Origin of the sequence: Amycolatopsis sp. Hca4 (genome assembly GCF_013364075.1) — a bacterium.
Taxonomy (GTDB): domain Bacteria; phylum Actinomycetota; class Actinomycetes; order Mycobacteriales; family Pseudonocardiaceae; genus Amycolatopsis.
In genome coordinates, this window is the sequence record NZ_CP054925.1 from 8,916,234 (window position 1) to 8,931,650 (window position 15,417).

Sequence of the window (15,417 nt, forward strand, 5' to 3'; positions counted from 1 at the left end):
AAACGGTGGTTCCGTCGATTTTCCCCGGCCATTGTGCTCGACTCTCCCATGATCGGCGAATGAGCCTGCGATCCGATGCCGCCGCCCTGCTCGACGACCTGGTCGGCCTGCGCCGCGACCTGCACCGCATCCCCGAGATCGGCCTCCACCTGCCGCGCACCCAGGAGCGCGTCCTCGCCGCCCTCGACGGCCTGCCGCTCGAAATCACCCTCGGCAAGAACCTGTCGTCGATCACCGCCGTCCTCCGCGGCGCCCGGCCCGGCGGCACCGTCCTCCTGCGCGGCGACATGGACGCGCTCCCGGTCACCGAGGCCAGCGACGAGGAGTTCTCTTCGACCCTCGACGGCGCCATGCACGCCTGCGGCCACGACCTCCACACGGCGGGCCTGGTCGGCGCGGCCCGCCTGCTCGCCGCCCGCCGGCAGGACCTCGCCGGCGACGTCGTCTTCATGTTCCAGCCCGGCGAAGAAGGCTGGAACGGCGCCGGCCACATGATCGACGAAGGCGTGCTGACGGCGTCCGGCAGGCAGGCCGACGCCGCGTACGGCTTGCACGTCTCCGCCGCGAGCTACGCCAAGGGCCACTTCGTCGCCCGCCCGGGCACGCTGATGGCGGCGTCGGGCGCGCTCGAAGTCCGGGTCAAGGGCGACGGCGGCCACGGCTCGTCCCCGCACGACGCCCGCGACCCGATCCCGGCGGCCTGCGAGATGGTCACCGCGCTGCAGACGATGGTCACCCGCACCTTCGACGTCTTCGACCCGGTCGTGGTCACCGTCGGCTCGTTCCACGCCGGCACCCGCCGCAACATCATCCCGGACGACGCGGTCTTCGAAGCCACGCTGCGGTCGTTCTCGCCGGAGGTCGCGGCCCGGGTCGGCGAGCGCGCGGTGCAGGTCTGCCGCGGCATCGCCCAGGCACACGGCCTCGACATCGACATCACCTACGAACCCGAGTACCCCGCGACGGTCAACGATGCCGGCGCCTACGACTTCGTCGCCGCCACCATCCGCGACGTCTTCGGCGAGGACCGCTTCACCGAGATGGCCGATCCGATCACCGGTTCGGAGGACTTCTCCCGTGTCCTGGACCGGGTTCCGGGCGCGTACCTGTTCCTCGGTGCCTGCCCGGGCGACCCGGCGACCGCCCCGGACAACCACTCGCCGCGGGCCCGGTTCGACGATCATGTGCTCGGCGACGGCGCCGCGCTGCTGGCCGAACTCGCCGTCCGCCGGCTCGCGCTCCTGGCCGGGTGATGCCCGTGCGCAGCTACCACTGGCCCCCGCTGCTGCCCGTGCTCGCCCTGGTCCTGATGCCGTTCCTGCCGTTCGTCAACACCACCGGGCTGTGGCTCGGCCTGCCGCGGATGATCGTGTGGGGCGCGTTCTGGTGCCTCATGTTCACCCCGGCGCTGCTGCTCTCGGAACGCCTGATGCGCGCGGGGGAGGGCGACGGATGATCCTCGCCTTCACCCTCGCGGGCATCGCGCTGATCGGCGTCCTCGGCTTCGTCGGCCGCCGCCGTCCGGCCGCGGACCTGGCCGAGTGGACCGTCGGCGGCCGCCGCTTCGGCGCCGTGACGATGTGGTTCCTGCAGGCGGGGGAGGTGTTCACCACCTTCACCTTCCTCGGCATGGCCGGCCTCGCCTTCTCCGGCGGCGTCGCCGCGATGTACGCGCTGCCGTACGTCCCGATCGCCTACGTCGTGCTGTTCTTCCTCGCGAAACGCCTGTGGACGCTGGGCAAGGAGCGCGGCTACCTCACCCAGGGCGACTTCCTCGAGGACCGCTACCGCAGCCGCACGCTCGGGACGCTGTCCGCCGTGCTCGGCGTGGTGTTCGTGCTGCCGTACCTGCAGCTGCAGATCACCGGGCTCGGGCTGATCGTCCGGCTGGTCACCGGCGACACCGCGTCCGGGACCTTGAGCATGGTGGCCGGCAGCGTGCTGGTGGTCGCGTTCGTGCTGTGGGCCGGCTTGCGCGGCGTGGCGGCGACGTCGTACTTCAAGGACGGCATCATGCTCGTCGCGCTGGTGGTGCTGATCATCGCCGTGCCGACGCACTTCGCCGGCGGCATTCCCGCGGTGTTCCGCAAGGTCGAGCAGCTGCACCCGGAGAAGTTGTTCCTCCACAGTGGACCGAACGACCACGTCTGGTTCGTGACCAGCATGCTGGTCAGCGCGATCGGCGTCGGGCTGATGACGCTGCCGCACTCGTGGCCGGCGCTGATGTCCGCGCGCGACCCGAAGGTGCTGCGCCGCAACTACGCCTGGATGCCGGTGTACGAGCTGTGCCTGCTGCTGCCGATGGTCATCGGGTTCGCGGCGATCCTCGTGGTACCCGAAGGGAGCGACCCGAATGGAGTATTGCTGACGCTCTCGAAGGACGCCTTGCCCGGGTGGGTGACGGGGATCGTGGTGGTCGCCGCGACGGCCACCGCGATGGTGCCGGCGGCGGGGATCCTGATCGGCATCTCCTCGCTGGTGGCCCGGAACATCGTGCGCGTCCGCAGCGGCCGCCGTCAGTTCTGGATCAACCACGGCACGGTTGTGGTCGCGAGTACGCTGGCCCTCGTGCTCGGCATCTTCCGGCCGGATCTGCTGGCCAACCTGCTGTTGCTGACCTATTCGGGCTCGGTCCAGCTGGCGCCGGCCAACCTGCTGGGGTTCCTGCGGCGCGTGCCGGTCGGCGCGGGCCCGGTGCTGGCCGGGCTGGTCGCCGGCGAGCTCGCGGTGCTCTGGCTGACCTTTGTGGACACTCAGCTGGTGGGCACGGTGAACGTCGGCCTGGTCGGGCTGGGCGTGAACGTCGTCGTGCTCGCTTCGGCCGCGGTGGTGGCGCCGCGGAAGACGGCTCTCGTGGAGGCGGCGTGACGCGCACGGTGTTCACCGGCGGCTCGGTTTTCGACGGCACCGGAGCGGACCCCGCCCCGGCCGACGTCGTCGTCGAGCACGGCCGGATCGTCGACGTCGGCACCGGCCTCGACGGCGACGAGGGCGTCGACTGCACGGGCACGGTGCTGCTGCCCGGGCTGTTCGACTGCCACGTGCACGTGACGGTTTCGGACATCGGCCTGCTGGCGCGGGTGCAGAAGCCGTTCTCCTACCAGTTCTACGAAGCCGCGCGGAACCTGTGGGCGACGCTGGGCCTGGGCATCACAACGGTCCGCGACGCGGCGGGTGCCGACCTCGGCATCAAGCAGGCGGTGGACGACGGCCTGATCCCGGGGCCGCGGCTGCAGATTTCGGTCGGGCTGATCAGCCCGACCGGCGGCCACGGCGACGCGTGGCACCCGTCCGGGTTGTGCGTGCCGCTGATGGTCCCGCACCCGGGCCGGCCGGAGACCACGGTCGACGGCCCCGACGAGATGCGCCGGGTGGCCCGGACGCTGCTGCGCGCGGGCGCCGACGTGCTCAAGGTGTGCACGACCGGCGGCGTCCTGTCCCCGCGCGACGACCCCCGGCACTCCCAGTTCACGCCGGAGGAGCTGGACGTCCTGGTCACGGAGGCGGCGATGCAGGGCCGCCCGGTGATGGCGCACGCCCAGGGCGCGGCGGGCATCAAGAACGCGGTCCGCGCGGGCGCGCGCTCGATCGAGCACGGGATCTATTTGGACGACGAAGCGATCGAGCTGATGCTGGGCCACGGAACCTGGCTGGTCCCGACGCTGATCGCCCCGGTCAACGTGGTCCGCGCGGCGGACGCGGGCGTGGACCTCCCGGCGGCGGTGGTGGCGAAGGCCCGCGAAGTGGTGGAGGTCCACCGGGAGTCGGTCCGCCGCGCGTACGCGGCGGGGGTCCGCATCGCAATGGGCACGGACAGCGGCGTGGGCCCGCACGGGACGAACCTCGAGGAACTGGCCTTGATGGCGGCGTGCGGCATGCCACCGGGGGAGGTCTTGGAGGCAACGACGTCCTCGGCGGCCCGGTTGATGGGGTTGGACGGCGAACTGGGCCGGCTGGAGCCGGGGCTGCGGGCGGATGTTGTGGTGGTGGAGGGGGATCCTTACGACTTCCCGGCGCTGGCGTCGAACATTCGCGAGGTCTGGAAGGACGGCATCCGGGTGGTCTGACGCCGTGTCGTCCACCCCGGTACGCGTGTCGTCCGTCAGGATTCGGGGTTCAGCAGGTCCTTCAGCGCCGCAGCGAATTTCGCCGGGTTCCGCTGTGGTGCCAGGTGGGATCCCGGCATCTCGGTGAACGGCAACCCCAGCTCCAACGCCAGGATCTTCGCCGGCTGGTAGTGGTACCGGCCCCGGCTGCCCTCGCCGGCCACCGGGATGATCTCCGTGCTCGCCTTCCGCAGCGCCCGCAGGTCCGGCAGGTAGTCGAAGAACTCCGTCAGCTCGCGGTCGAACAACCGGATCCAGTCGGCCTCGTGCGGAAGGCGGAGGTTGGGCAGGTTCGGCAGGGCCGCTCCGGCGATGGCGTCCGCGAACCGGGTCACCGCCGTCATCAGCTCGCCCGCGCGGGCCAGCCGGACCTGTTCCGCGGCCGCCTCCAGCCAGCCTTCCGCGTCCGGCATCAGGTGGACCGCCGGGGGCTCGTGCGCCACCAGCGTCGTCACGTGGTCCGGGTGGCGGGCGACGAGGTCGAGGCCGATCAGGGCACCCGCGCTCGAGCCGAACACCTGGGCCGGGCCGCCGGCCGCGTGCTCGAGGACCGCCAGCGCGTCGTCCGCCTGCAGGGAAACCGGGACCGGGCCGGTCGTGGTGTCCGTGCTGCCGAAGTGCCCTCGGCGGTCGTAGGTGATCACGGTGTAGTCCGCGTACAGCTGCTTCGCCAGTGCGCGGTAGGCGTCGCCCGATCCGGTGCCGCCCGCGATCAGCAGCAGGGCCGGGCCCTCCCCGCCGCGGCGGACGAGGAGCTCGCCGTCCTCCACCGGGCAACGGCTTTCCGAGATCATGCATCGAAGTGAAGCACAAGGGCCGCAAGCTAATGTGCGCGGTATGACGGAACGGCGAGCGATCCTCAGCGGGTCCGTGTTCGAGGAACGGATCGGCTACGCCAGGGCCGTGGTGCACGGCGACCGGGTGTACGTCTCGGGCACCACCGGCTTCGACTACGCGACGATGACGATCGCCGAAGACGTCGTCGAGCAGGCGGCCCAGTGCCTGCGCAACATCGAGGCGGCGCTGGCGGAGGCGGGCTGCACGTTCGCGGACGTGGTCCGCGTCCGCTACCTGCTGCCCGCGCGCGCGGACTTCGAGCCGTGCTGGCCGGTGCTGCGCAAGGCGTTCGCCGAGGTCCGCCCGGCCGCGACGATGCTGGAGTGCGGCCTGGCGGACCCGCGCATGAAGATCGAGATCGAGGTGGACGCGGTCAGAGCCGCTCGATGATCGACGCGGTGGCCAGTGCTCCGCCCGCGCACATCGTCACCAGCGCCGTCGAGGCGTCCCGGCGCTCCAGCTCGTGCAACGCCGTCGTCAGCAGGCGGGCTCCCGTGCTGCCCACCGGGTGACCGAGGGCGATCGCGCCGCCGTTGACGTTCACCCGGGACGGGTCCGGCGCCACCACCTGCTGCCACGACAGCGCGACCGACGCGAACGCCTCGTTGACCTCGAACAGGTCCACGTCACCCACCGTCATCCCGGCACGGGACAGCACGCGTTCCGTCGCGCGGATCGGGCCGTCCAGGTGGTAGTACGGCTCCGCGCCGACCAGGGCCTGTGCCACGATCCGGGCGCGCGGACGCAGGCCCAGCTCCGCCGCGCGGTCCGCGTCCAGCAGGAGCAACGCCGCCGCGCCGTCGGAGATCTGGGACGACGTGCCCGCCGTGTGGATGCCGTCCTCGACCACCGGCTTCAGCCGCGCGAGCCCTTCGACCGTCGTCTCGCGCAGGCCTTGGTCGCGGGCGACCAGGCGGGTCTCCCCGGTCGGCGAGCCGTCGGAAGACAGCACCGGCGCCTTCACCGGCACGACTTCGCGGTTGAAATGTCCGGCTTCCCACGCCGCCGCGGCCTTCTGCTGCGACAAAGCGCCGAACGCGTCGACGTCGGACCGGGTCAACCCGCGGCGGACCGCGATCCGCTCGGCCGCGCCGTACTGGTTCGGCAGGTCGATCGACCACGACGACGGCCGCGGGGACGCGCCCGCGCGGTTCGTGCCCAGCGGCACCCGGCTCATCGCCTCGACCCCGCACGCGACGCCGGCCTCGATGGCGCCGGCCGCGATCAGGCCGGCGATCAGGTGGGTGGCCTGCTGCGCCGAGCCGCACTGCGCGTCGATCGTCGTTGCGCCCGCCGTCTCCGGCAGGCCCGCGTGCAGCCACGCCGTGCGCGTCACGTTGTTGGACTGCTCACCGGCCTGCGTGACGCAGCCGCCGATGAGCTGCTCGACCAGCGCGGGGTCGATCCCGGCGCGGTCCAGCAGGGCGAGCTGCGCGGCGCCCAGCAGCTCGGCCGCGTGCAGGCCGGCCAGCAGACCGTTCCGCTTGCCGATCGGGGTCCGCACGGCTTCGACGATGACCGGCACGCCCATGTCGTCCCTTTCGTCGGGAAACACTGTTCACTGCCCCAAAAACTAGAACAAGTTATCGTTCTGTGCAAGTCTGCCCAGCTTCGGCCCGTTCTTGATCTTCCCCAGGTGAGCGCGCGCTCACCTGGGCATCATCGGTTAAGTAAACGGGTATCACTTACGGTCTTCCGTTGGTAAACGCCGTATGCTTCAATCCAACCTAGAACGTGTTCCAAGCCGAACCGTGGGAGGCAACGTGGCCGCTCCGCTCATCCCCGCCGGGTTCGACTTCACCGATCCCGATCTCCTCGCAGAACGGCTCCCCGTCGCCGAGTTCGCGGAACTCCGGCGGACCGCTCCGGTGTGGTGGAACCCCCAGAAGCACAACACCGCGGGCTACCGCGACGACGGCTACTGGGTCGTCTCGCGCCACGCGGACGTCAAGGAGGTCTCCCGCGACAGCACGCTGTACTCGTCGCGGGAGAAGACCGCCATCATCCGCTTCGACGAGAACATGACCGAGGACAACCTCGAGGCGAACCGCCTGGTGCTGCTCAACATGGACGCCCCGCAGCACACCAAGCTGCGGCGGATCGTGTCGAAGGGCTTCACCCCGCGCTCCATCTCGAGGCTCGAGGACACCCTGCGCGACCGCGCCGAGCGGATCGTGCACGAGGCGCGCAAGAAGGGCTCGGGCGACTTCGTCACCGACGTCGCGTGCGAGCTGCCGCTGCAGGCCATCGCCGAGCTGATCGGCATCCCGCAGGACGACCGGCTCAAGATCTTCGACTGGTCCAACCAGATGGTCGCCTACGACGACCCCGAGTACGAGGTCGCCCCGCTGGAGGCCTCCGCCCAGCTGGTCGGGTACGCCTGGAACATGGCCGAGGACCGGCGCAAGTGCCCGATGGACGACATCGCCACCAAGCTCGTCCAGGCCGACGTCGACGGCGAATCGCTCGGCTCCGACGAGTTCGGCTTCTTCGTCATCCTGCTCGCGGTGGCCGGCAACGAGACCACGCGCAACGCCATCACCCACGGGATGAAGGCGTTCCTGGACCACCCGGACCAGTGGGCGCTGTACAAGGAGGAGCGGCCGAAGACCGCGCCGGACGAGATCGTCCGCTGGGCCAGCCCGATCGTGGCGTTCCAGCGCACGGCCACCCGCGACACCGAGCTCGGCGGTGCGCAGATCAAAAAGGGCGACCGGGTCGGCATGTTCTACAGCTCGGCCAACTTCGACCACGAGGTCTTCCAGGACCCGGAGAAGTTCGACGTCCTCCGCGAGGACAACCCGCACGTCGGCTTCGGCGGAACGGGCTCGCACTACTGCATCGGCGCCAACCTGGCCCGGCTGGAGATCGACCTGATCTTCAACGCGATCGCGGACGTGATGCCGGACATCACCGAGGCGGCACCCCCGGTGCGGCTGCGGTCGAGCTGGCTCAACGGGATCAAGCACTACCCGGTCGACTACGGCTGAGGAACTCCTCGACGCGGTCCCAGGTGAGCGCGGCCGCGGCCGCGTCGTACTCCGGGCCGTCCGCGTCGGTGTAGAAGTGGCCGAGGCCCGGGTAGGTGAACACCCGGGCTTCGGCGCCCACCCGTTCCGCGGCCGCGCGCCACGCGGCGACCTGCGCCGGGGGCGCGATCGGGTCGGGGTCGGCGACGTGCACCTGCACCGGCAGGCCCGCGCGGACCCCGGCCGGCAACGCCCCCACGGCGTGCACCAGGACCACGCCCGCGGTACCCGGCCGGTGCGGCAGCACGGTCCCGACGACGCCGGCGCCCATCGACACGCCGATGAGCACGGTCTCGGCGGGCAGGTCGCGCACCGCGTCCAGGGCCCGGCCGGTGATGGTTTCCCAGCCCACGGCGTCCTTCAGCGCGAAGCCCTCTTCGAGCGTCGGGGCCGTCCGGCCGGCGTAGAGGTCCGGGGTGGTGACGCGGTGCCCCGCCGCCCGCAGGCGGCCGGCGAGGCCGAGTTCGACGGGCCGCAGTCCCAGCACGGAGTGGAACACCACGATGTCGCTCACCCGGCAATCCTGCCAGGAGGTGACAGAATGGGCCGATGGCAGTGCGAGCGACCGTGGACGTCGAATTCGCCGTCCGCGTCACCAAGCCCGGGCCCGCCGCGATCTCCGTCTCCGCGGCGCACGCCGACACCGAAGAGCTGACCGTCTCCTGGCACGGCGAGAGCGAGCCGGTCGAGTTCGAGCACGGCACCCGCGCCGAGGTCTTCGACCTGCCCGAAGGTGAGCACCGCATCACCTACCACGCCGAGCGGGCGCTGACCGACCCCGAACCCGAGCCCGTCACCCTCAAGGACGTCGCCGTGTTCACCCGGCCGAGCCGGTACTGCCCGTCCGATCGCGTCGGCGGGCTGGTGCCGCCGGAGATCGTCGAGCTCGAAGACCGGCGGGAGCAGGTCGAAGCCATCGTCCGGCACGTCCACGCGCGACTGTCCTATGTGGTCGGTTCAAGCCGGCCCGCCGACGACGCGATCGACACCCTCCTGGCCGGCGAAGGCGTCTGCCGCGACTTCGCCCACGTCTGCATCACCCTCTGCCGGTTCCTCGACATCCCCGCCCGGTACACCGGCGTCTACGCGCCCGGGCTCGCGCCGATGGACTTCCACGCCGTCTTCGAAGCCGCCGTCGACGGGCACTGGTACGTCTTCGACGCCACCCGGCTCGCGCCGCGGCAGACCCTGCTGCGGATCTCCACCGGGCGAGACGCCGCCGACACGGCCTTCCTCGCCACGTTCGGGTGCGAGCTCGACTTCCTGGGCAGCACCGTCTTCGCCACCACCGACGCCGCGCTGCCCACCGACGACGGGTCCGGGCTGGTCGTTCTGGGTTGACCCGCGTGTTGCCTGCGCGAACTCGGCCGCGGCTGGGTAGACAGTCTTCGTGAAGAGTTCCCCGAAGGCGCCGAGCCCCTGGGCCCGGGCACGCGCCCGGTACCGGTGGCTGGACCACCTCGCCCGCGCGACCAACCGCTACATCGACTCCGGCGGGTACCACTACGTCGCCTCGATCACCTACTTCAGCCTGCTGTCGCTGGTGCCGCTGCTGATGGTCGCCTCGTCGGTCGCCGGGTTCGTGCTGGCCACCCAGCCGCACCTGCTCGACACGCTGGTGCACGCGATCGTGTCCACGCTGCCCGGGGCGCTCGGCGACAAGGCCACCGAACTGCTCACCGGCTTCGTCGAGCAGCGGACCAGCGTCGGGGTGCTCGGCCTGGCCATCGGGCTGTACTCGGGCTCGAACTGGATGAACGCCGTGCGGGACTCGCTGACCGCGCTCTGGGGGCAGAACCGGTCGGACCAGTCCCTGCTGCGGCTGATCCTCGTCGACCTGCTCGCGCTGCTCGGCCTGAGCGCGGCGCTGATCGTGTCGTTCACCCTCACCATCTCCGGCACCGCGCTCGGCGGCTGGCTGCTCCGGCTCGCCGGGCTCGACGATACGAGCTGGGGGCACCAGCTCGTGTCGGCCTCCTCGGTGCCGCTGTCGCTGGCCGCCGACTGGCTGGTGTTCCTCTGGGTGCTGACCCGGCTGCCGCGGCAGAAGGTCGGCGTGCGCAGCGCGGTCCGCGGCGCGGTCGCGATGGCCGTCGGGTTCGAGGTGCTGAAGCTGGCCGGCGGGTTCTACTTGCGGCTCATCGGCGACTCGCCGACCGGGATCGCGTTCGGTTCGGTGATCGGCCTGATCTTCTTCATCTCGCTGGTCGCCCGGCTGCTCGTCTTCGTCACGGCGTGGACGGCAACCGGCTCGGACGCACCGCCGCGGCCGGTCCAGCCGCCGGCCCCGGTGGTGCTGGAGCCGACGGTCGTGGTGGACCCGCCGATCGCCGTGCCCGCGACGGTCGGTGTGGTCACCGGGGTGCTCGGCACCCTGCTCGCGCTGCGGTGGCGGCGCTCCCGGCGGTGATCAGCCGAAGCTGGCCTCCGCCGGAAGATCCAGGTCCGCCAGAGCAAGGCGTTCGGGCCGGTGACCTCGCGGCGGTCCGGGCCGATGCTGCCTTCCCGCGTCGGCACGCTGCGAGGTACCGAGAACGCGCCGGTGGTGGTGCTGGAGCCGACGGTCGTGGTGGACCCGCCGATCGCCGTCCCCGCGACGGTCGGGGTGGTCACCGGGGTGCTCGGCACCCTGCTCGCGCTGCGGTGGCGGCGCTCCCGGCGGTGATCAGCTCGGCTTCTCCGAGCCGACCAGCCACATCGAGAAGTACTGGGACCCGCCGCCGTAGGCGTGGCCGAGCGCGCGGCGGGCGCCGTCGACCTGGTAGTCCCCGGCCCGGCCCATGACCTGCTTGGCCGCTTCGGAGAACCGGAGCATGCCGGACGCGCCGATCGGGTTGGAGGACAGCACGCCGCCCGAGGGGTTGCACGGCAGGCGGCCGCCGATCGCCGTCTCGCCCTTCTCGGTGACCTTCCAGCCCTCGCCCTCCGGGGCGAAACCCAGGTTCTCCAGCCACATCGGCTCGAACCACGAGAACGGCACGTAGATCTCCGCGACGTCCACTTCGGACATCGGGTCGGTGATGCCCGCCTCGGCCCACAGCGCGGCCGCGGCCTCGCGCCCGGCCCGCGGGTTCACCTGGTCGCGGCCGGCGAACGTGGTCGGCTCGGTGCGCATCGCCGTCGCGTGCACCCAGGCCGCGCCCCCTTCGACCGCGTCCCCGGCGACCTCGTCGCCGAGCACCATCGCGCACGCGCCGTCGGACGACGGGCACGTCTCGTCGTAGCGGATCGGGTCCCACAGCATCTGCGACGCCCGCACCGACTCCACCGTGATGTCCGGCTGCCGCAGGTGCGCAAAGGGATTCAGGGCGCCGTTGCGCCGGTCCTTCGCCGCGACGATCGCCCCGACGTGCTCGGGCGCCCCCGACCGGCGGATGTAGGAGCGCACGTGCGGCGCGAAGTAGCCGCCCGCACCGGCGCCGACCGGCATCTGGAACGGCGGCAGGATCGACAGGCCCCACATCGCGTTCGACTCGGACTGCTTTTCGTAGGCCACCGTGAGCACGCGCCGGTGCACGCCCGCCTGGATCAGCGACGTCGCCACCAGCGCCGTCGAGCCGCCCACCGAACCGGCGGTGTGCACGCGCAGCAGGGGTTTCCCGGTCGCGCCGAGCGAATCGGCGAGGAACAGCTCGGGCATCATCACGCCCTCGAACAGGTCCGGCGCCTTGCCGAGCACGACGGCGTCGATGTCCGCCCACTCCACCTGGGCGTCGAGCATGGCGCGGTCGATCGCCTCGCGCAGCAGGCCCGGCATGGAGACGTCCTGCCGCTTGGCGCGGTGGTGCGTCTGGCCGGTGCCGAGCACGGCGGTGAGCTGCTTGGTCATCGGGCCTCCAGCACGGTCACCAGGTTCTGTTGCAGGGCCGGCCCGCTCGTCGCGTGCGCCACGGCCTTGCGGGATTCGCCGCGGTGGATCCGCACCGCCGCTTCGCCGATCCGGGCGAGCCCGGCGGAGAACATCGGGTTCGCGGCCAGCGCGCCACCGGACGGGTTGATCTTCACGCCGTCGCCGAGCCCGAGCGCGCTGCGCAGGATGAGCTCCTGGTGCGTGAAGGGCGCGTGCAGCTCGGCGAGGTCGATGCCGTCGAGGTCCAGTGCCTTGGCCGCCGCCTCGGTGGACGGCGACCGCGTCAGGTCGCGGGCGCCGAGCACGGGGGAGTCGACGCGGTGCTCGATGCCGGTGAGCACCGCCGGACGCTCGACGATGTCCCGGGCGCGCTCCACAGTGGACAGGAAGACCACCGCGGCGCCGTCGGTGATCGGCGCGATGTCGTGCCGCCGCAACGGATCCGCGTAGTACGGCGTGTCGAGCAGCTCGGCGACGTCCTGACCGGTTCCGCGCGCGGCGACCTCGGCGAGGTCCTTTTCGGACCACAGCCCGGCCTCCAGGCCCAGCCGCGCCTGGATCCCGGCGATCGACACCGAGTCCGGCCACAGCGGCGTGACGACGTACGGGTCGAGCTGCAGGGCGAGCACCCGGCGCAGCCGGCCGGCGCTGGACTTGCCGAAGCCGTAGACGAGCGCGGTCTCGACCTCGCCCATCTTGATCTTCAACCAGGCCTCGTACAGCGCCCAGGCGGCGTCCATCTCGACGTGCGACTCGTGGATCGGCGGGAACGCCCCGATCGCGTCGACCGCGGCGATGAAGGAGAACGCGCGCCCGGCCAGGTAGTCCGACGAGCCGGAGCACCAGAACCCGATGTCCTTCTTGGACAGCCCGGTCTGCGCGAAGACCTCGGCGAAGATCGGGACGAGCATCTCGACGCCGTTGGTGGTGCCCGGCGTTTCGCGGACGTTGGGGGCCTTCGCGAAGCCCGCGATGGCGACGTCTGGCATCAGGACCTCACAGGTGGTGGGCGAAGGTTTCGTAGGCCGCGTCCGGCTCGCCGGTCGGCTCGAAGTGGCTGATGTTCTCCAGCGACGTCCACCACTCTTCGCGCGGCTTCCACGCGGCACGCACCCGCATGCCCATCTTGACGTCTTCGGCGGCGCAGCCGAGGACGAGGTGCAGGAAGGCGATGTCGGCGCCGTCGAGCAGGATGTACGCGGCGACGTACGGCGGCTTGATCCGCTGGCCGAGGAACGGGACGTTGACGATGCAGAACGTGGTGACGATGCCGGTGTCGGGCAGCTCGACCTCTTCGGTGGTCGGCACGCCGTCGGTCGGGCAGGCCCCGCGCGGCGGGATGTAGACCTTGCCGCAGGCGGGGCAGCGCTGGCCGATCATCTTGCCTTCGGCGAGCCCCCGCAGGTAGGTGCTCTCCTCGGGCGAGGCGGAGTGCATGTACTCGAGGTGCACGGGCGTGATGACGACGCTGATCGGGGCGCCTTCCTCGCGCTCGGCGACCGGGGGAGCGGGCTCGGTGGGCGTGGTGTCCTCGGCGTCCACCGGCAGGAAGTAGGCGATGTCGCGGATGTGCCCCACGGTCTCGTCGGCCCAGCGCACCCGCACCCGCTGTCCACTGTGGATATTCGACGGCGACCCGGCGTCGACGGCGTGCAGCATCGGGGTGTCGGCCCCGTCGAGCTGCACGAGCGCCCAGGCGAACGGCCGGCTCAGCGGCTGGCCGTCGAGCGGCTCCGGGCACCACGACCAGGAGACGACGGTGCCTTCCTCGGCGACGGGGACGAACTCGCCGAGCTGTTCGGCGGTCACCGGGTCGTACTCGACCGGCGGGACGTGCACCCGGCCGTCGCTGCCCCGGATGCCCTCGATGCGGTGGTCACGCAGCGCGGTGACGAACCGCCCGAGAACGGGCCCGGTCGAGCGCGTGTAGTCGAAGCCGACGTTCAGCGGTGCCGCAAGCGGTGTCTCGGTCACGTCCTTGAGTGAAACATGTTCTCGTTCCGGCGACAAGATTCCTCCGCGGACTCGTCGGGCTGGGAAGGAACGTGTTCTATGGGCTGACGTCGGGTTTGCGGTGACCTCGCGGAAGTCAGACCAAGTTCCGGTGCTTGACGAGCTGGGCGACGTAGACCGTCAGGAGACCCAGGTCGACGATCAGGATCGGAGTGGTCAAGGCGAGCGGCTTCGGGTTCGCCAAAGCGAGGGGCACGGCTACAGCCGCCGGAGCGACCGCAATCAAGATCAAGGGGAGGTGGTAGGAGAACAGCCGCTGTCGCAGGCGGTACCTGGGATCCCGTTTGGTGTGGTGCCACCCTTCGAATCCGGCGAACGTGGCGGAGAGTGGCGCCTCGATCGTCCTGCGGATGTGCTCGGAAGCCTCTCCGATCTGCGCGTTCTGGAAAACGATGAGGGTGCCGAGGAGGAGCGAGACGAGCGGTGAGACCAGAAGAAGGGGGCCGCTTGCCCGTTCGACTCCGAATCCGAGCGCTGCAGAGCTGACCGTTACGGAACACACCACCATCGATGTTCGGTGATCCATCTTCTTGAGGATCTCGTCGCGCAGCGTCTTGTACTCGGCCAGGAGCACCTCCGCGGCGAAGTGAGGTTCCCTGGTGATCGCCGAGATGTCGGCCGGATTCCCGGGTTTCTGTTCGCCGAGCGAGTCCACGCTGCCTCCAGCCAGGGTCGGCCAATCGCCTCTTCGGGAACTCGGGATCGGCCGCCGGTTCGTTACGCGGCGAAGTCGGCGTCAGCGGCCGTTGAAGTCGGGCTTTCGCTTCTCCGAGAAGGCTCGCGGCCCCTCTTTGGCGTCCTCCGACGCGAACACCTCGATCCCATACTGCGAGTCCAGCTTGAACGCCTCTTCCTCGTGCAGGCCCTCGGTGTCGCGGATCGTCCGCAGGATGGCCCGCACCGCCAGCGGCCCGTTCGCGTTGACCAATGCGGCCAGCTCCAGGGCCTTCGAGAGCGCGGTCCCGTCCGGCACCACGTGCCCGATCAGGCCGATCGCCAGCGCTTCGGCGGCGGACAGGTGCCGTCCGGTCAGCAGGATGTCCGCGGCCACCGTGTACGGGATCTGCCGCGGCAGCCGGACCGCCGAGCCGCCCATCGGGAACAGGCCCCAGCGGGCCTCCGACACCCCGAAGCGGGCCGACTCGCCGGCCACCCGGATGTCCGTTCCCTGGAGGATCTCCGTCCCGCCCGCGATCGCCGGCCCCTCGACCGCCGCGATCAGCGGTTTTGTCAGCCGACGGCCCTTCAGCAGGCCCGGGATGCGCGAAGGGTCGAACTTCCCCGAGGCGAACGACTCCGACGGCGAATTCTTCGACATCGACTTCAGGTCCGCGCCCGCGCAGAACGCGCCGCCCGCGCCGGTGAGGATGCAGCTGCGGATCGAGTCGTCCGAGTCGACGCGGTCCCAGGCGTCGACCATGATCGACATCATCTCGCCGGTGATCGCGTTGCGCGCCTCGGGCCGGTTCATCGTGACGACGAGGGTCTGCCCCTCCTGTGACACCAGCGCGTGCGGTTCACCCACGGAAGACCTCCTGAAGGAGCAGTGCCATTGCCCGGAACGATAACATGTTCTACTTTG

The 15,417-nt window shown here is 70.9% G+C and carries 17 protein-coding genes; 9 read left to right on the plus strand and 8 right to left on the minus strand.

Annotated elements, in window-relative coordinates; all coding sequences use genetic code 11:
- The first annotated feature begins 59 nt into the window (after positions 1-59).
- Genes HUT10_RS40635 through HUT10_RS40650 form a run of 4 tightly spaced genes read left to right on the plus strand, consistent with a single transcriptional unit; the run spans position 60 to position 4,067 of the window.
- Positions 60-1,253, plus strand: a complete 1,194-nt coding sequence (locus tag HUT10_RS40635; protein WP_176176045.1) for a M20 family metallopeptidase — start codon at positions 60-62, stop codon at positions 1,251-1,253.
- Positions 1,253-1,456, plus strand: a complete 204-nt coding sequence (locus HUT10_RS40640) for a hypothetical protein (RefSeq protein ID WP_176176046.1) — start codon at positions 1,253-1,255, stop codon at positions 1,454-1,456. Before HUT10_RS40635 ends, HUT10_RS40640 begins: the two co-directional genes overlap by 1 nt.
- A complete protein-coding gene (locus tag HUT10_RS40645) occupies positions 1,453-2,868 on the plus strand; it encodes a sodium:solute symporter (RefSeq protein ID WP_176176047.1) in 1,416 nt (471 codons plus the stop codon). Before HUT10_RS40640 ends, HUT10_RS40645 begins: the two co-directional genes overlap by 4 nt.
- A complete protein-coding gene (locus HUT10_RS40650; RefSeq protein ID WP_176176048.1) occupies positions 2,865-4,067 on the plus strand; it encodes an amidohydrolase family protein in 1,203 nt (400 codons plus the stop codon). The genes HUT10_RS40645 and HUT10_RS40650 overlap by 4 nt, the downstream gene beginning before the upstream one ends.
- A gap of 35 nt (positions 4,068-4,102) precedes the next feature.
- On the opposite strand, the gene HUT10_RS40655 is transcribed toward HUT10_RS40650, so the two are convergent.
- Positions 4,103-4,900, minus strand: coding sequence for an alpha/beta fold hydrolase (locus HUT10_RS40655; protein WP_176176049.1), 798 nt, complete (start codon positions 4,898-4,900; stop codon positions 4,103-4,105).
- A gap of 43 nt (positions 4,901-4,943) precedes the next feature.
- Here HUT10_RS40655 and HUT10_RS40660 point away from each other — a divergent pair, with 43 nt between their 5' ends.
- The gene (locus HUT10_RS40660; protein ID WP_176176050.1) at positions 4,944-5,333 is read left to right on the plus strand and encodes a RidA family protein; all 390 of its coding nucleotides are present in this window, start codon (positions 4,944-4,946) and stop codon (positions 5,331-5,333) included.
- Here HUT10_RS40660 and HUT10_RS40665 read toward each other — a convergent pair.
- A complete protein-coding gene (locus HUT10_RS40665) occupies positions 5,317-6,474 on the minus strand; it encodes a steroid 3-ketoacyl-CoA thiolase (RefSeq protein ID WP_176176051.1) in 1,158 nt (385 codons plus the stop codon). The genes HUT10_RS40660 and HUT10_RS40665 overlap by 17 nt on opposite strands.
- Before the next feature lie 232 nt (positions 6,475-6,706).
- Here HUT10_RS40665 and HUT10_RS40670 point away from each other — a divergent pair, with 232 nt between their 5' ends.
- Positions 6,707-7,933 carry a cytochrome P450 gene (locus HUT10_RS40670; RefSeq protein WP_217709685.1) on the plus strand — a complete coding sequence of 409 codons (1,227 nt, stop codon included), beginning with the start codon at positions 6,707-6,709 and terminating at the stop codon, positions 7,931-7,933.
- On the opposite strand, the gene HUT10_RS40675 is transcribed toward HUT10_RS40670, so the two are convergent.
- Positions 7,905-8,486, minus strand: a complete 582-nt coding sequence (locus HUT10_RS40675; protein ID WP_176176053.1) for a dienelactone hydrolase family protein — start codon at positions 8,484-8,486, stop codon at positions 7,905-7,907. The genes HUT10_RS40670 and HUT10_RS40675 overlap by 29 nt on opposite strands.
- 35 nt (positions 8,487-8,521) lie before the next feature.
- Between HUT10_RS40675 and HUT10_RS40680 the strand changes: the two genes are divergently transcribed.
- The 3 genes from HUT10_RS40680 to HUT10_RS40690 all read left to right on the plus strand — a co-directional run bounded on the left by HUT10_RS40680 (position 8,522) and on the right by HUT10_RS40690 (position 10,637).
- On the plus strand, positions 8,522-9,313 hold the full coding sequence (locus HUT10_RS40680; RefSeq protein ID WP_176176054.1) for a transglutaminase family protein: 792 nt from the start codon (positions 8,522-8,524) through the stop codon (positions 9,311-9,313).
- A gap of 49 nt (positions 9,314-9,362) precedes the next feature.
- Positions 9,363-10,382 carry a YhjD/YihY/BrkB family envelope integrity protein gene (locus HUT10_RS40685; protein ID WP_176176055.1) on the plus strand — a complete coding sequence of 340 codons (1,020 nt, stop codon included), beginning with the start codon at positions 9,363-9,365 and terminating at the stop codon, positions 10,380-10,382.
- Between the two features lie 84 nt (positions 10,383-10,466).
- Positions 10,467-10,637, plus strand: coding sequence for a hypothetical protein (locus tag HUT10_RS40690; protein WP_254897242.1), 171 nt, complete (start codon positions 10,467-10,469; stop codon positions 10,635-10,637).
- Here the strand turns inward: HUT10_RS40690 and HUT10_RS40695 are convergent, their stop codons facing one another.
- From HUT10_RS40695 to HUT10_RS40715, 5 genes are all read right to left on the minus strand, one after another.
- Positions 10,638-11,801 carry a thiolase domain-containing protein gene (locus HUT10_RS40695; protein WP_176176056.1) on the minus strand — a complete coding sequence of 388 codons (1,164 nt, stop codon included), beginning with the start codon at positions 11,799-11,801 and terminating at the stop codon, positions 10,638-10,640. It abuts the gene before it with no gap.
- Positions 11,798-12,811: a thiolase domain-containing protein gene (locus HUT10_RS40700; RefSeq protein ID WP_176176057.1), complete on the minus strand. Its 1,014-nt coding sequence runs from the start codon at positions 12,809-12,811 to the stop codon at positions 11,798-11,800. Before HUT10_RS40700 ends, HUT10_RS40695 begins: the two co-directional genes overlap by 4 nt.
- Positions 12,812-12,818: 7 nt before the next feature.
- Entirely contained in the window at positions 12,819-13,796 is a 978-nt protein-coding gene (locus HUT10_RS40705; protein WP_176176058.1) for a Zn-ribbon domain-containing OB-fold protein, read from the minus strand.
- A 115-nt stretch (positions 13,797-13,911) separates the two neighbouring features.
- Positions 13,912-14,490: a hypothetical protein gene (locus tag HUT10_RS40710; protein ID WP_176176059.1), complete on the minus strand. Its 579-nt coding sequence runs from the start codon at positions 14,488-14,490 to the stop codon at positions 13,912-13,914.
- Between the two features lie 81 nt (positions 14,491-14,571).
- The gene (locus HUT10_RS40715) at positions 14,572-15,360 is read right to left on the minus strand and encodes a crotonase/enoyl-CoA hydratase family protein (RefSeq protein ID WP_176176060.1); all 789 of its coding nucleotides are present in this window, start codon (positions 15,358-15,360) and stop codon (positions 14,572-14,574) included.
- Positions 15,361-15,417: the final 57 nt, after the last annotated feature.